Genomic DNA, 15207 nt, shown 5'->3' with positions numbered 1-15207 from the left:
GCCGACCAGGAGGTCGCCGAGGTCGCCGGTCGAGAGCGCGTAGGCGCAGCGGAGCGCCTCGTCGTAGACCTGACCCATCGTGCCCCTCTGAGCGCAGCGTACGGCACCGCCGCCTGGGGCGCGGGCGATGCGGCCCTGATCCGTCGCCGCGCGCGCCGCGTGCGGAGCGCCCCGATGCAGAGCGCGGTCGCAAGCACGCCGAGGGCGAGCGCAGCCGCCAGGACCACCTGCGAGTCGATCACCACGATCGTGTATGCGAGCGGTACGCCTGCCGGCGCCAAGGACCGATGGGCGGGAGATTTGTTATGCTCGAATACGTGAACAACTCCTGAGGCACCGCCCTGCCCCGCTGCCGTATACTTTCGTAACATTCCACAGTTCGATGTCGCTGACCCCCGCAGTCACTGCCCTGGCGCGCGTCATGATGGCGCTGCCGGATGCCGCGTCGGCGGAGGAGCACAGGAGGGTGGTGCCTATTCCCAGGAGTACCAACTGGCGCATCCGCCAGACGGCGGCTGGAGGTCCCGCCTCTCCGCGAGTGTGCATCATGGCATCACCCCTTCCTCCTGTACGGCAGCCTGGGCGTGCTCGTGGAGCCGGCCGCCGAGGGCGGGAAGGGCCTCGGCGGAGGCCGCCCGCCGAACTCGAGGCAGGAGGCGACACTCGGCGGGAGGTGATCGAGGGCCCGACGCACGCCCTCGATCGCCCAGCGAGCCAACTGCCGGAGCCGCGCGGCACGTCCCCAACGAACAGGCGCACTGCACGACGGACGACCTGCCGATCGACGTTCGCGCGATTCATGCCCACGCAGATCGCCGAGAAGTCGCCCACAAGTCTCCAGAGGTGGTCAGGACCAAGCACTGGGGGATGGTGTCGCTGAACGGCAAGCGCAGGAGCAGCATGCCAAGCCGATTGTCGTCGCCAACATCCCCGGACCATGCGTGAAGGTGTTCGAGTTCTCGGGGAGAGCGGCGACGGCACGACCGCGGGGCGCAAAAGGGGCGGGAGGCAGGGCGCGGCTGTCAGAAGTCTCCGATCCGAACTAGATAACCCTCTCTGCCGACGCCCCACTCGAAGCCTCGGCTGGTGAAATTGTGCCGGCGACTTATGCAACGTAGCATGGCGTCTGTCAAGTCAAGGGAAAAAGTCACCGACCGCTGTCTCAGTTTACGTGCGCTGTCCGGAGGAGCCACCCGATCCTGCCGGTGATGCCGCCCGGGCTGGGTCCGATCACCCGGAAGCTCTTACACGGCCTTTTCTCCGTTTCCTCATTCCTTCCGCCGACATCTTCTTTTCATTTTCTTGACATTTGTACGCAAAGATGCGTGTCGCCCTCCGCCACACGTAGGCAGGAAGCTCTGTGGAGGCCCTCACGGAGGAGGTACGCCACGTGACAACCGCAACGCTCCCTCAGGGTTCGGAGTCTTCGCCACCATCAACGGGAAGAAGTTCAAGGCCGTGAGTACCGGCGAGGCAGATGCCCCCTGCATCGGCGGGTTCTACCAAGCCGGCGGCGGCGTCGTCTTCACTGCCGGCGAGTGTCGTACGGCGCGTGGAAGAAGGATCGCGCGCAGGAACTTCAAGCAGGTGGTGTTCGATTGCGGCGTCATCGATCCGCCCGCTCCGACGCCTCCCTTCGAGACGCCCTGCCTGGCGGCCGGATACGCCGAAGCCCGGACCAAGAATGGGATCCCGCTTTCATGAAGCTGTGGGGTTCGAGCGCCACTTTCGAGGTTGGTCCTGGGGGAACCTCGATTCTCCACAGTGGCGTGAACTTGAGAATTGACTCGTTCGACGGCGCCTACGTCCGGGGTGCGTTCTTCGGGGTGTTCGACGTTCCCCTACAGGCAGGAACTCCGACCCGGGCGGCCATCAGCGGCGAGGGGCGATTCTACCTGCCGGTCAGAGGCATCCAACCGTAGCTGGTCGACCGCGCGATCCGGAGCTGCTGGTCGCCGTCCTCGCCCCACATCACCCTCGCCGTGATCCCGTGCGTCCGGCGCACCTCGCTCCCCCGGGCTGCGCTCCGCGGGCGACCTGCTATCCTGGGGCCGTGGACCTCCACCCCGCGCGCTGGTGGCACCCCGGCGAGCGCGGCAAGCTCCTCTGCACGCTCTGCCCGCGCTACTGTCTCATCGGCGAGGGGCAGGCGGGCTTCTGCTACATCCGCCAGAATCGGGGCGGACAGCTGTGGAGCGCGGGCTACGGGCGCTCGACCGGCTTCGCCGTCGATCCCATCGAGAAGAAGCCGCTCAACCACTTCCTTCCCGGCGCGCGCGTCCTCTCCTTCGGGACGGCGGGCTGCAACCTCGGCTGCAAGTTCTGCCAGAACTGGGACATCAGCAAGGCGAAGATCGACCAGCACGCGAGCAAGACCGCCACGCCCGCGGAGATCGTCGAGCTGGCTCTCCGCGCCGGCTGCCGGGGGATCGCCTACACCTACAACGACCCGGTCATCTGGGCCGAGTTCGCGATCGACATCGCGCGCGCGGCGCGCGCGGCCGGCCTGGTGAACGTCTTCGTGACCGCCGGCTACGTGACCCCCGAGGCGCGCGCCGAGGTCTTCCAGCACATGGACGCGACCAACGTGGACCTGAAGGGGTTCACGGAGGAGTTCTACCACCGCATCACCTTCGGGCATCTCGAGCCCGTGCTCGACACGCTCGTATGGCTCCGGCGCGAGACCGCGGTGTGGACCGAGGTCACGACGCTGCTGATCCCGGGCCTGAACGACGGCGACGACGAGATCGGACGCGAGTGCGACTGGATCCTCGAGCACCTGGGCGCCGACGTGCCGCTCCACTTCACGGCCTTCCACCCCGACTTCAAGATGCTCGACCGGGTGCGCACGCCCGCCGTGACCCTCCTCCGCGCCCGCGCCATCGCGCGCGCCCGCGGCCTCCGCTTCGTCTACGTCGGCAACGTCCACGACGCCGACGGGCAGACGACGTGGTGCCCCGGCTGCGGCGCGGCGCTCATCGTGCGCGACTGGCACGCGATCGGGCGCTACCGGATGGACGGCGATCGCTGCAGCGACTGCGGGACGGCGATCCCGGGGCGGTTCCATCCCGGGCGGCACGCGGGGAGGGAGCGGCGGACGGGGGGCGGCAGGTTCGGAGTGTCGCTGGCCTGAGCGGCGTCTCCGGCACCGGCACCTCCCCGTCGCCGCGCACGAACACCGGGATCGTGTCGAGCGGCGCGTCGACCATCACCGTCCGCCGCCCGCGCCAGCGCTCGGTCGGATCCCAGTAGCTGCGCCACCTCCCGCGCGGGAAGTACACGGGCCGCCGGCGCTCGCCCACCTTCCACACCGGTGCGACCATGAGGTCGGGGCCGAAGAGGTACTGATCCCAGAGGTCGCGGAGCTTCCGGTCCCTGCGATCGAGGAACACGAGCGGCCGGGCGATCGGCATGCCGCTCGCGCCAGCCTCCCGTGCGGCGGCGACGATGTAGTCGTGGAGCGTCACGCGGAGCTGCGTGTACCTCCGGTAGATGTCGATCATCTCCTGGTCGTAGCGCGGCTCGGTCGGCATGTCCCAGGGGGCGTGCGTGCCGGTGCCGCCGATCTCCATGATGCCGGAGAAGGCGCTCAGCTCGAGCCAGCGCGCGAAGACCTCGCGGTCCTTGAACTGGTAGTAGCCGCCGGTGTCGGAGCCCCAGATGGGCGCGCCCAGGAACGCGGCGCGGAGCTGGCTGATGAGCGCGCTCCGGAGCCCGAGGTCCGTTCCCGGCCCGCCCCCGAACGACTCGCTCCCCGGGATGTCGCCGCCCCAGAAGACGGTCAGGCGCTGCGTTCCGGTGTAGCCGGGGCGCGAGAAGAGGACGAAGTCGCCGTCGGGGTGCACGGCCGCGAGCGCGTCGTAGTGGATCTGCGCCTGGAGGTCCGGGTAGGCGTTGTGCACCTCGCGGCCCGTGCGGCCATCGGCCCAGACGTCGGTCGCGGCGGACGGGATGTGCTCCTCGCCCCGGTCGAGCTTGATGCCGTCGATGCCGTAGCGCTGGACGAAGGCGGCGACCCGGTCGCGCCACCAGGCACGCGCCGCGGGGTTGGTCACGTCGAGGATGAAGCTCGTGCCGCCGATGTCGGCGCAGTGCGGGGGGGCGACCGGGCCGGGGGCGAGGAAGCCCAGCCCCTGTGCCTCGAGGCCGTTGTCGCCGGGCTCGGCGCCGCACTGCCAGGTCGCGCTCCAGGTCATGATGCGGTAGCCGCGCCGGCGGAGCGCGGCGAGCATCGCGTCGGGGTTCGGGAGCCGCGTCTCGTCCCACGCCCAGCGCGCGAAGCCGTACTCGCCCACCAGCACCGGTCGGTCGAAGTGGTAGACACCGGGCGGGATGCCGAGGGCCTCGTACATGGTGACGTCGTCGACGACCTCGGCGTTCATCGCGACGCCGTCGAGGAGCGCGGGCGGCCCGACATCGAGCGTGTCGCGCCAGCGCCAGTGGAGGAAGGCCCACGCGGGCGGCACGAAGGGCCGGCCGGTGAGACGCGTGTACTCGTCCAGGATGGTCGCGTGCTCGGGCCCGACGAAGACGTGGAAGCGGAGCCGCCGGCTCTCGGGCGTCACGCCGGTCTCGAAGCGGAAGGCGAGCGCGCGCGGGTCCGACTTGGCCACGTCGAAGAGGCCCACCGTCGTCCCCGCGACCGCGAGCCCGTAGCCGCGCGAGCTCTGGTAGAAGGGCGCGTAGAGCGAGAACGTCGGGCGCACGTACATCGCGACCGTCTCGCCGCGCCGGTCGAGCGAGCCCACCTGCGGGGGCTTCGCGTCGTCCGTCGGGATGTCGACCACGCCGTCGGCGATGGGCGGCGAGTCGCGCAGGCGCTCGGTGAGCCCGTAGATGGCCTCGCTCCGCGGCGAGCGCCAGCGGTCGCCGACGGCGGCGAGCGTGGCCGGCTCCGGCGGCTCCATCGTCACCTCGAGCGTGCGCGGCGTGAGCCAGGCGAGCGTGACCGTGGCGGGCGCGCCCTCGTCCGTGTCCACGGTGAGCACCACGCCGTCCTCGCGCGGCGCCGTCGCACGCACGCGGCCGAGGCGGTGCGCCCCGCCGGCGCGCTCGTAGAAGACGCCGCCCGCGGGGTGCTCGGCGGTCAGGAGCCGGCCGTGTGCGAGGACGCGCAGGCGGTAGCGCGCGAGGGCCACCTCCGCGGCCGCCGCGGCGGTCGTGAGGCGCAGGCGCGCGCCGTGACGCTCCACCTCGGCGACCGCGGCCCCTGCCGGCGCCGCGAGCGAGACGAGCGCCAGCAGGACGGGGATGCGCCTCACGCCCGCGCCGCGAGCGGCGGCACCTGCACGCGGTGCTCGGGCGCCGCCTGCTCGAGCGCGTACGCGACCCGCAGCGCGAGCGCGTCGGCGCCGGCGGGGGCGATGATCTGCACCGCAATCGGGAGCCCGCCGCTCGTCCCGGCGGGGAGCGGCACCGACGGGATGCCGGCCAGGTTCGCGGCGCCGCAGTACGGGCCGCAGACGGGCGAGAAGGCGATCTCGTCGGCGTCGATGCGGGGCGCGGGCATGGGCGCGACCGGCGCCACCAGCACGTCCACCTCGCAGAACGCGGCCTGGTAGTCGCGTGTGACGAGCTGGCGACCCTGCTGGGTGCGCACGCAGGTCGGCACGTCGGGCAGGCGCATGAGCGACTGGACGCGCTGGACCTGGGGGCCGAAGACGCGGGGCCGGTCGCCGATGATCGCGTCCAGCCCGACGCCGCCCTCGATGGCGAAGAGCGCCATGGTGGTGCGGAAGACGAGCTCGTGGTGCGGCATGCGCACCGCGACGAGCCGGGCGCCGAGACCCTCCAGCCGCCCGAGCGTCGCCTCGTACGCCGCGCGCACCGCGGGCTCGGGCGCCGGGACGAGGAGATCGGCGCTCGTGCCGACGCGGAGCCCGCGCACGCCGCCCTCGAGCCCGCCGACCAGGTCGGGCACCGGCTCCGGGCGCGAGTAGAGGTACTCGGGATCGAAGCCGGCGAGCGCCTGCGCCGCGAGCGCCGCGTCGCGCACGCTGCGTGTCACGGGGCCGGGAACCGAGAACGACGTGCCGGCGCCGCCGAACTGGCCGCGGTTCGTGATGAGGCCGAGGGTCGGCTTGAGCCCGGTGACGCCGCAGAACGCGGCGGGGAAGCGGATCGAGCCGCCGCCGTCGGTGCCGATGTGGAGCGGGCCCATGAGCGCCGCGGCGGCGGCGCCCGCCCCGCCGCTCGACCCGCCGGGCACGTGCTCGAGGTTCCAGGGGTTCCGGGTCGGGCCGAAGAAGTAGTTGTTGGTGGTCATGCCCTGGCCGAGCTCGTGCGACGCGCTCTTGCCCGTGATGATGGCCCCCGCGGCGCGGAGCCGCTCGGGCACGCCGCCGTCCCTCTCCGGCACGTGGTCGCGGAACATCCCCGAGCCATAGGTCGTCCGCAGCCCCGCCGTGTCGATCAGGTCCTTCACGCTGACCGGGATGCCGTGCAGCAGGCCGCGGTACGTGCCGGCGGCGATCTCGCGCTCGGCGGCACGCGCGGCCCCGAGCACCTGCTCGCGCGGCGCGAGCGTGGTGAAGGCGTTGAGGGTCGGGTCGAGCGCGTCGATCTGCGCGAGCACGGCCTCGGTCAGCTCGACCGGCGAGAGGGCGCGGCGGCGGATCCGGTCCGCGGCCTCGGCCAGGGAGAGGCGAAGCAGGGCCCGATCGGCCATGAGCGCGGCACTCTAGTACGCGCCCGGCGGCACGGGCAAGATGAGAGAGCATGCCCGAGCGTGGCTTCATCTTGACGCCCACCTACCGGATCGCCGCCGGCGTGCCGGAGGTGCACCTCCATTCGGTCCTCGAGGGCGGCGAGCCGGCGGTGATCATCGACGATCGGCTCGCGCCGTACTTTTTCGTGCGCGCCGCCGACGAGGCGGCCGTACGGCGCCTGGCCCCCGGCGTGCGCGTCGTCCCGAGCGAGCTCTCGACGCTCGGCGGCGAGCCCGTGGTGCGCGTCGAGGTGGCGCTCCCCGGCGACGTGCCGGGCGTGCGCACCCGCCTCGGCGAGGGGGGCGTCGACTGCCTCGAGGCCGACCTCCGCTTTGCGTATCGCTACCTCATCGACCGGGGCATCCGCGGCGCCTTCGCGGTCGCGGGCGGCTTCGAGCGCCGCCCGGGCGTGGGGCGCGTCTACCGCAACCCCACGCTCGCGCCGGCGGAGTTCGCGCCGCGGCTCCGGGTGCTCTCGCTCGACGTCGAGACGAGCCTCGATGGGCGCCGGCTCTACTCGCTCGCCATGGCGGGCGCGGGCGGCGAGCGCGTCCTCATGATCGCGCGGCGGGAGGTCGCGGGCGCCGAGGCGGTGCCCGACGAGCGCGCGCTCCTCGAGCGCTTCCTCGCCCACGTGCGCCGCGTCGACCCCGACGTGCTGACCGGCTGGAACGTGTGCGACTTCGACCTGGCCGTCCTCCAGCGCGCCTGCCGGCGCGCCGGGCTGCGCTGCGCCCTCGGCCGCACCGACGACGAGCTCGACATCCGCCGCGACCAGAACTTCACGCGCGAGTCGCGCGCGGTGCTGTGCGGGCGCGTGGTGCTGGATGGGCTCGCGCTCCTGCGCAGCGCCTTCATCCGGCTCGAGGACTACCGCCTCGACACCGCCGCAAAGCTGCTGATCGGCAAGCGAAAGCTCTTCACCTCCGAGCACCGCGGGGCCGAGATCGAGGCCGCCTACCGCGACGACCCGGCGCGCCTCGCCGCCTACAACCTCGAGGACGCGCGGCTCGTGCTCGAGATCCTCGCGCACACGCGCCTCGTCGAGCTGGCGGTCGAGCGGAGCCTCTCGACCGGGATGCAGCTCGACCGCGTCGGCGCGGCGATCGCGTCGGTCGACTCGCTCTACCTGCGGGCGCTGCGCGCGCGGGGGCGGGTCGCGCCCTCGGTGCGCGCGGTGGAGAGCGCCGGGGCGGGCATCGTGGGCGGTCTCGTGCTCGACTCGCGCCCCGGGCTCTACCGCAACATCCTCGTCTTCGACTTCAAGAGCCTCTACCCGAGCATCATCCGCACCTTCAACATCGACCCGCTCACCTACGTGGCGTCCCCCGCGGCCGAGCCGGTCGTCCGCACGCCCGGCGGCGCGGCCTTCCGGCGCGACGAGCCGGGCATCCTCCCCGAGCTGGTGGCGCGCCTGGGGCTGGAGCGCGCCCGCGCCCGGGCGGCGGGCAACGCGATCGCGGCGCAGGCGACCAAGATATTGATGAACTCCCTCTTCGGCGTGCTCGGCTCGCCCGCCTCCCGCCTCTTCTCACCCGCGGTCGCGAACGCGATCACCACCGCCGGGCAGCACGTGATCCGGCTCGCGGCCGCGGCCGTCGCGGACGCGGGCCACCGCGTCATCTACGGCGACACCGACTCGCTCTTCGTCGACCTCGGCGAGCCCGACACCGAGCGGGCCGCGGCGCGCGGCGAGGAGCTGCGCGCGGTGATCGGCGGGGCCGTCGGCGAGGCGGTCGCGCGCGAGTTCGGCTGCACGAGCCACCTCGAGCTCGAGTTCGAGAAGGTCTACGCGCGCTTCTTCATGCCCGAGGTGCGCGGCGGCGCGATGGGAAGCAAGAAGCGGTACGCGGGACTGGTCGTGAGGGAGTCCGGGGAGGAGATCGAGTTCGTGGGCCTGGAGGCCGTGCGCCGCGACTGGAGCGGAGTGGCGCGCCGCTTCCAGCGTGAGCTCCTCGACCTGGTCTTCCACGACCGGGCGGTCGCCGGCTTCGTCCGCGGCTTCGTGGCCGACCTCCGTGCCGGGCGCTTCGACGCCGAGCTCGCCTACCGGAAGGCGATCCGCAAGCCGCTCGCCGACTACACGAAGACGACGCCGCCGCACGTGAAGGCGGCGCGCAAGCAGGCCGGGGGGGCGGGCCGCATCGTCACCTACGTCATGACCCGCTCGGGGCCCGAGGCGGTGGGCGAGACGACCGCCCCGCCCGACTACGACCACTACGTCACGCAGCAGCTCCGGCCGATCGCCGACGCGGTGCTGCGCTGCCTCGGCGGGCCCGACTTCGACGGCATCACGGGGGCGCGGCGGCAGCTCACGCTGTTCTCGTGACGTAGCGGCGCCGGTCAGCCGCCCGCCAGCACGCCGCGTGCGGCTTCGAGCCCCGCGTACGCTCCGAGGTCGACGATCGCCGCCGGTGCCTCGAGGGTCGAGCCGGCGAGGAAGAGGCCGCGGATCGTCGGCACGGTGAGCGCGTGGCGCCGGACCGGCGCCCACGCCCAGCTCATCGTCTGCGGCGCAGCGACGTACTGGTAGGCGCTCCACTCGAGGCAGCCGTCGAGGTCCGCGTAGAAGCGCCGGAGGTAGGCGATCGCCTGGTCGAGCTGGGCGCGCGCCGCGCTCCACGGCTGCCCCGCCGTCGGGCCGCCGCGGAAGAAGCGCGCCATCACCAGCGAGAGGAGGTGCTTCCCGGGCGGCGCGGCGCGCCGGCTCGTCATCGAGGTGATCTGCCAGCCGCCGCGGTAGACGCGCTCGGGTCCCCAGAGGAGCCGGTTCCACCCGGCGTGGTGCTCGGGGCGGCCGCCGGCGCGGATGGTCGGCAGCCGGCGGAGGCCGGCCTGCCAGCCGATCAGGTCGGCGCGGTGGCTGCGGAGCTCGCGGGCGGCCGCGACGAAGTCCGGGGGAAAGAGCCGCTCGTCGATCAGCTCGAAGTTCTCCCACACGGGATAGGTCGTGATCACGGCCGGCGCGCGCACCTCGCACACCAGGTTTGTCCGGTCGACCGCGACCGCGCCGCGCACGGCGCCGCCCTCGACCACGATCTCGACCGGCTTCCAGCCGAGCGCGATCTCGCCGCCGCGCGCGCGGATCGCCCGCGCCCACGGCTCCATGAGCCCCTGCATGCCGCCCGCCTCGTCGTCGTCGGGAACGAAGGGCCCGCTCCTCGGCCGCTGGAGGAACTCCATGAGCCGCCCGACCGAGGCCTCCTCGGGGTGCGGGTGGAAGATGACGGTCGCCATCAGGAGGAGCGCCCGCCGGGCGCCGGCGTGACGGACGTGCGCCGGGAGCCACGCCTCCAGGCGCTCGGGGATCGCGGCCTCGACCTCCGCGGGGGTGGCGGCGGCGAGGCGGCGGACGGTCGCCGCCAGCTCATCCACGGCGTCGGCGGGGCACTCGAAGAAATCGCGCGCGGTGGCGAGGAACGCCTCCGGCCCCCACGCCCCGCCCTCGAGCACCGTCCCCTCGGGGAAGCGGTGCAGCCGGAGCGGCGCCTCGACGGGACGGAGCGCGATCTCGACGCCCGCCTCGCGCGCCGCCTCGGCGCCGTGATGCCACACCACCTGGCAGTCGCCGACGTCGTGGCCGTCGCGGTGGCCGAAGTCGATCCACCAGCCGCCGGGGCGCTCGACCGCGCCGCCGCGCCCGCCCACCGTGTCGGCGTGGTCCAATATGACGACCCGCTTGCCGCGGCGGGTGAGGATGGCGCCCGCGACCAGCCCCGCGAGCGCCGCGCCGACGATCACGACGTCGCTATCGCGTTCCATCGACTCGCGAGGCTCGCACCCGGCCGCGGGCGGTGTCAACCAAGGAGCTGCTTCTACCGACCCCGCGAGTAACTGCGACGGAACCGCCGGGCAACGGCCGCCACACTGGCGCGCGCAGCACCAAACACCAGCAAGGTCGTCGCCACCGGCACCGCGGCCAGAATAGCAAGCTGCGTCGCGACCGCGGCGACTGCCAGCACGTCGCGGGAGTCGACCGCCCATGCGAAGACGGCTACCTGGCGTTGCATCGCGGTCCAGGACATCAGGAGCAAGTGGGGAAGCCCCAGCACGATCAGCACGAACAGTACGACGAGCAACGGGATTGTCACGGCCAGGTACGCGAGGAGGCAGGTCCTGGCCCAAGGCTTCAGGGCTGCGGCTGTCATGCGGTTCATGACCGGTCCGGTCTGCGAGAAGAAATCCGGAATCCCTGCCAGGTCGGCAAGCAGCCAGTAGCCGTCGAGCCGCACGAACGGTAGAAGCTGGCGGACCACCTCCACCTGGATCAGGAGCACCGCGAATGGCAGCAGCGGTTGGCGGCTGGCGGCGTAGGCTGCGACAAGCACCGACGCGAAGATCAAGTGGAAGTAGACGCCGCCGAGGTCGGTTCGGACACGCGCCCAGCGGCCGAGCCGATAGCCGTCGGTAACGTCGGTGAAGAAGGCCGGGTAGAGAATGTAGAGGCCCGCGCCGATCGAGCGCGGCGTTCCACCCCCGTAGCGGAGTGCGGCCGCGTGCCCGAACTCGTGAAACACGGCACCCGCGATCAGCAGCCCTACCACCAGGAGGAGCGCGCCGGGGGTGTAGAGCGTGTGCTGCGCGCTCGCCACGACGCCGCCGGCCGCGTAGAGCCAGACTTGGGCGGCCACCACGGACACGAGTAAGGGCACGAGCAGGAACGGAGCGTAGAAGACTTGGAGCGTGCGGGCGATGGGCTCGAGCGCCCGCTGCCCGAAGATCGTCACGCGCCAGCCCATCGACAGCAGGGACCGGGGGGAGGCCGGGGGCGGCAGACTCGCGCTGCCCGCGGCGCCAGCGATCAGGCCGAGCGGAATCAGCTTGGCGTCGAGCATCTGACGGACGTGCTCTCGGTTCACGGCCCAGCGCGTGGACTCCGTCAGCCGGTCCGCGATCTCATCGACGGTCCGTTCCCCGTCGCACTGTTCCAAGACCCGATAGAGGAGCTCCGTCACTTGGACAAAGCGCTGGTCGCGCTGGACGAGCCACTGCTGTTCCGCGAACCCGGAGTCTTTCAGCTCGCCGACGAGTTGCACCCCGGCAGCAAGCGCCGGGCGCTCTTCGCTCATCGACGGCGCGTATACCGGATAGGCAAGAGGCATCTCACTTCCTTTACGCGAACCGCACGCGGGGATGGAACGTCCGCGCCGGCGGCGCTGCACTACTGCCTGACTACTGTCTGATCTGGCAGGAGAGGCTGATGCCGCCGAGTGTGTTTATGGCGGACACCGCGGCGCATACCTGCACGGCGATGCTGTTATTTCTCACCGAGATGTCAACCGAGTTGTTGTTCAACAGGTTGGTGATGACGACCGTGACGAGCGCGAGCGTCTCCCGCTCCGGGAGCTCGAACGCGACCTGGCCGTCGATGTCTGCGCAGCTGAGCTGCATCTTCTCATTGATCATGACGCCTCCTTGCGATCCGCTGAGTGAGATTTGAGACTGAGTGTTACGACGCCGGCCGACGCGGCCGTTCCATCCGAGAATGGACCTTGCGGAGACTCCAGGCGTCCTGCCATCCCATCGGATCCTCAAGATCCCCGAAGCGGGCGAGAGAATTGTAGTGAGTTCCGTCGCGACGATTGGGGAGACAGCGGACGCACCCTGCCATCATCCACTCTGCTACGGGCGCGAAAATGCACCTTTAGAGGCTCGGAGGGGGCTGAGGGAGGGACTCTTGTGAACCTAACCCCGTTTGGGGTGCCCGCCGCGCCGCTCGCTCGCGCAGCTGGACGCTCAGCCGAGGTAGGCGTCGAACCCGGCCTGCATCCCCTGGTGCGCGAGCACCGTCCACTGGAACGCGCGGCGGACGAGCGCCTGCTGCTCGCGCGTGCGCGTAAAGGGCTCGAGAGCGGCCTCGGCGTTGCCGCCGTGCTCCTCCTCGGCCTCGACGTGGACGAAGTAGAACTCCATCGCGTCGCGCGGGATGTCGTAGTGGCGGAGCGCCTTCACGATCACCTCGGCGCCGTTCGGACGGCCGGGCACCTGCAGCTCGACGCCGAGACCGAAGGCCCCGAGACCCTCCTCGAAGGACGCGCGGCAGAAGTACCCGATGGCCGAGGCCGCGCCGATGGTCGAGGGCAGGGGGAGATGGTCTCGCGCCTCCGCCTCGTCGATGCCGAGCCCCGCCAGGAATTTGAGATAGAGATCGCGGTGGTCGGCCTCGCGCAGGAAGCCCATCTCGCCGGCCAGGTTGGTGGCGACCAGGCGTGCGGTGTCGCGCTCGATGATGGTGGGCGCGTGGGCCAGCCAGGCCGTCAGCGCGGGGATGGCGGGCTGGATGTAGTGGTACATGTCCTTCGCCCAAAGGCGGAGCTGCTCGGGGGTGAGCTTGCCCTCGAGGAAGACCGAGAAGAAGCGGCTCTGCACCGGATGGGCCTTCTTGAAGGCGAGGCACTCGTCCAGGAACTCGCGCGCGCTGAGGGGCCGGTCGGTGATGAACGCCATGGAAGCCTAAGTAGCGCCGGCCGGGGCGCGCTGGCAAGACTGGTCGGGAGCCGGGGTGGAGGGGAAGGGGCCGTCACCGGTAGTCGTGGCTCTCGGGCACCTCGGCGGGCGCCTCCACTCGCCGGAACCTCGCCGCGCGCACGTGCGTGACGCCGTCCACGCGCTCGAGGCGGCCCTCGACCGCGAGCAGCGGCGAGGTGTTGATGACGACGCGCGCCCGCTCGTAGAGGGGCGGGGTCACGACGGCGTTCGCCGTCCCGGTCTCGTCCTCGAGCGTCAGGAAGCACATGCCCCTGGCGGTGCCCGGACGCTGGCGGACGATGACGTGGCCGGCGACGCGCACCCAGGCGCCGTGCGGCACCTGGTCGAGCTCGCGCGCCGCGCGCACCCCGGCCGCACGCAGCCCCTCGCGGAGGTGCACCATCACGTGCGGGCCGGCGGTGAGCTGCGTCGCCGCGTAGTCGGCCGCCGTCTCCTCGAAGGGCGTCATGGGCGGGAGCGGCGCGCCCGCGCGCGGCGGGCGCACGCGCGCGAGGAGGCTCGCCGGGTCGCGCTCGACGGCCGCCGCCTGCCAGAGCGCCTCGCGCCGGGCGAGACCGAGGGCGGCGAACGCGCCCGCGTGCGCGAGCGTCTCGATCTCGCTCCGCGTGAGCCCGCCGCGCTGCGCGGCCTCGGTGACCGAGCCGAACGGCCGCGCCGCGACCAGGCGCGCGGCCGCCTCCGCGCGCAGCCCGAGGACGTAACGGAGGCCGAGGCGGATCGCTCCGTCCTCGAGCGTGCACTTCCAGTCCGACCGCGTGACGTCGATCGGCCGCACCTGGACCCCGTGGCGCTGCGCGTCCTTCACTACCGTGGCCGGGTGGTAGAAACCCATCGGCCACGCGTTGAGCAGCGCGCACGCGAAGGCCGCTGGGTGATGCGCCTTCAGGTACGCCGATGCGTAGGCGATGAGCGCGAAGCTCGCGGCGTGGGAGTTGTGGACGACGAAATCGTTGGCCAGGAAGTTGTGGTCCTCGTCGACTCGAAGATCGTAGGTTTCGCGGACTCCGACTGGCTCGATGCTCGTCACCCGGTCCCAGTAGATATGGGATAGCATCCGCGCCGTTGCGACGTGGGCGCCTTCCCGAAGCTCTCCAAGCTTGCACCAGCCGCTGACCGTGAGAAATGGATGCTCAGCGGTCGCGGTGATTTCCCGACCGAGCGCAGTGCGGAGGCGGTAAACCATTCGCTTTCCGCTCGCGCGCGCCTCGAGCACGCGCCGCGGACGTAGCTGGAGGTCGCTGTCGCAGGCGAGGGTGGTCGCGAGCTGTGCACGCCCCGCTACGACGTCCTCGATTCTGACGGCGCGCCCGTTATCGGCGTCGATCACGCGCGTGTCACCCCCGACGCACTCCGGGAACCCGTAGAGCGCGAACGACGTGATCTGCCGGACGATCTCGTCCTGCGCGGCGCCGGTGATCCCGCGCGTCGCCATGCCGGCGCGGAGCCGCGCCTCGATCGCGCGCATGCGCGCCTCGGAGCGCTTGAAGCCCATGGCGCGGCGGAGCTCCTCGGCCTCACCGCCGGTGAAGCCCGCCACCGTCATGGCGATGCGCAGGAGCTGCTCCTGGAAGAGCGGCACGCCGAGCGTGCGCGCCAGGATGGGCTCGAGCGAGGGGTGCGCGTAGCGCACGGGCTCGCGCCCGGCGCGGCGCTTCAAGTACGGGTTCACCATCTGCCCGACGATCGGCCCCGGGCGGATGATCGCCACCTCGACGACGAGATCATAGAACCGTTCGGGCCTCATGCGAGGAAGAGTCGCCATCTGCGCGCGGCTCTCGACCTGGAAGACGCCGATCGTGTCGGCTTTCTGGAGCATCGCGTAGACCTGCGGGTCGTCGGGCGGGAGGTGAGCGAGGTCGACGTCGATGCCCTCGTGCGCTTTCACGAGCGGGATCGCCTCCTCGAGTGCGGCGAGCATGCCGAGCCCGAGGAGGTCGACCTTGATGAGGCCCAGGTCGGCGCAGTCGTCCTTGTCCCACTGGATGACGTTGCGGCCCGGCATCGCGGCGGG

Annotated in this window: 9 protein-coding genes; 3 read left to right on the top strand and 6 right to left on the bottom strand. The window is 71.7% G+C overall.

From position 1 onward, the window contains the following. Window positions 1–1458: 1458 nt before the first annotated feature. A complete protein-coding gene (locus E6J59_05720; GenBank protein ID TMB21513.1) occupies window positions 1459–1704 on the top strand; it encodes a hypothetical protein in 246 nt (81 codons plus the stop codon). Between the two features lie 349 nt (window positions 1705–2053). Further along, window positions 2054–3133, top strand: a complete 1080-nt coding sequence (amrS, locus tag E6J59_05715; protein ID TMB21512.1) for an AmmeMemoRadiSam system radical SAM enzyme — start codon at window positions 2054–2056, stop codon at window positions 3131–3133. Here amrS and E6J59_05710 read toward each other — a convergent pair. Next, window positions 2976–5261, bottom strand: coding sequence for a glycoside hydrolase family 31 protein (locus tag E6J59_05710; GenBank protein ID TMB21511.1), 2286 nt, complete (start codon window positions 5259–5261; stop codon window positions 2976–2978). The genes amrS and E6J59_05710 overlap by 158 nt on opposite strands. After that, window positions 5258–6667: an amidase gene (locus E6J59_05705; GenBank protein TMB21510.1), complete on the bottom strand. Its 1410-nt coding sequence runs from the start codon at window positions 6665–6667 to the stop codon at window positions 5258–5260. Before E6J59_05705 ends, E6J59_05710 begins: the two co-directional genes overlap by 4 nt. A gap of 50 nt (window positions 6668–6717) precedes the next feature. Here E6J59_05705 and E6J59_05700 point away from each other — a divergent pair, with 50 nt between their 5' ends. Next, a complete protein-coding gene (locus E6J59_05700) occupies window positions 6718–9036 on the top strand; it encodes a DNA polymerase II (protein ID TMB21509.1) in 2319 nt (772 codons plus the stop codon). Window positions 9037–9050: 14 nt separating this feature from the next. Here E6J59_05700 and E6J59_05695 read toward each other — a convergent pair whose 3' ends face one another. From E6J59_05695 to E6J59_05680, 4 genes are all read right to left on the bottom strand, one after another. Beyond that, a complete protein-coding gene (locus E6J59_05695; GenBank protein ID TMB21508.1) occupies window positions 9051–10691 on the bottom strand; it encodes a hypothetical protein in 1641 nt (546 codons plus the stop codon). 1188 nt (window positions 10692–11879) lie between these two features. Further along, window positions 11880–12113, bottom strand: a complete 234-nt coding sequence (locus E6J59_05690; protein ID TMB21507.1) for a hypothetical protein — start codon at window positions 12111–12113, stop codon at window positions 11880–11882. A gap of 330 nt (window positions 12114–12443) precedes the next feature. Next, window positions 12444–13154 (bottom strand): iron-containing redox enzyme family protein, encoded by a 711-nt coding sequence (locus E6J59_05685; GenBank protein TMB21506.1) that lies wholly within the window; start codon window positions 13152–13154, stop codon window positions 12444–12446. A gap of 73 nt (window positions 13155–13227) precedes the next feature. Beyond that, window positions 13228–15207 (bottom strand): hypothetical protein (locus E6J59_05680; GenBank protein TMB21505.1); only part of this gene is annotated, 1980 nt, incomplete at its 5' end.

Source organism: Deltaproteobacteria bacterium (assembly GCA_005879795.1).
Lineage (GTDB): Bacteria > Desulfobacterota > Binatia > DP-6 > DP-6 > DP-6.
This window is presented reverse-complemented; position numbering and strand designations above follow the sequence as displayed.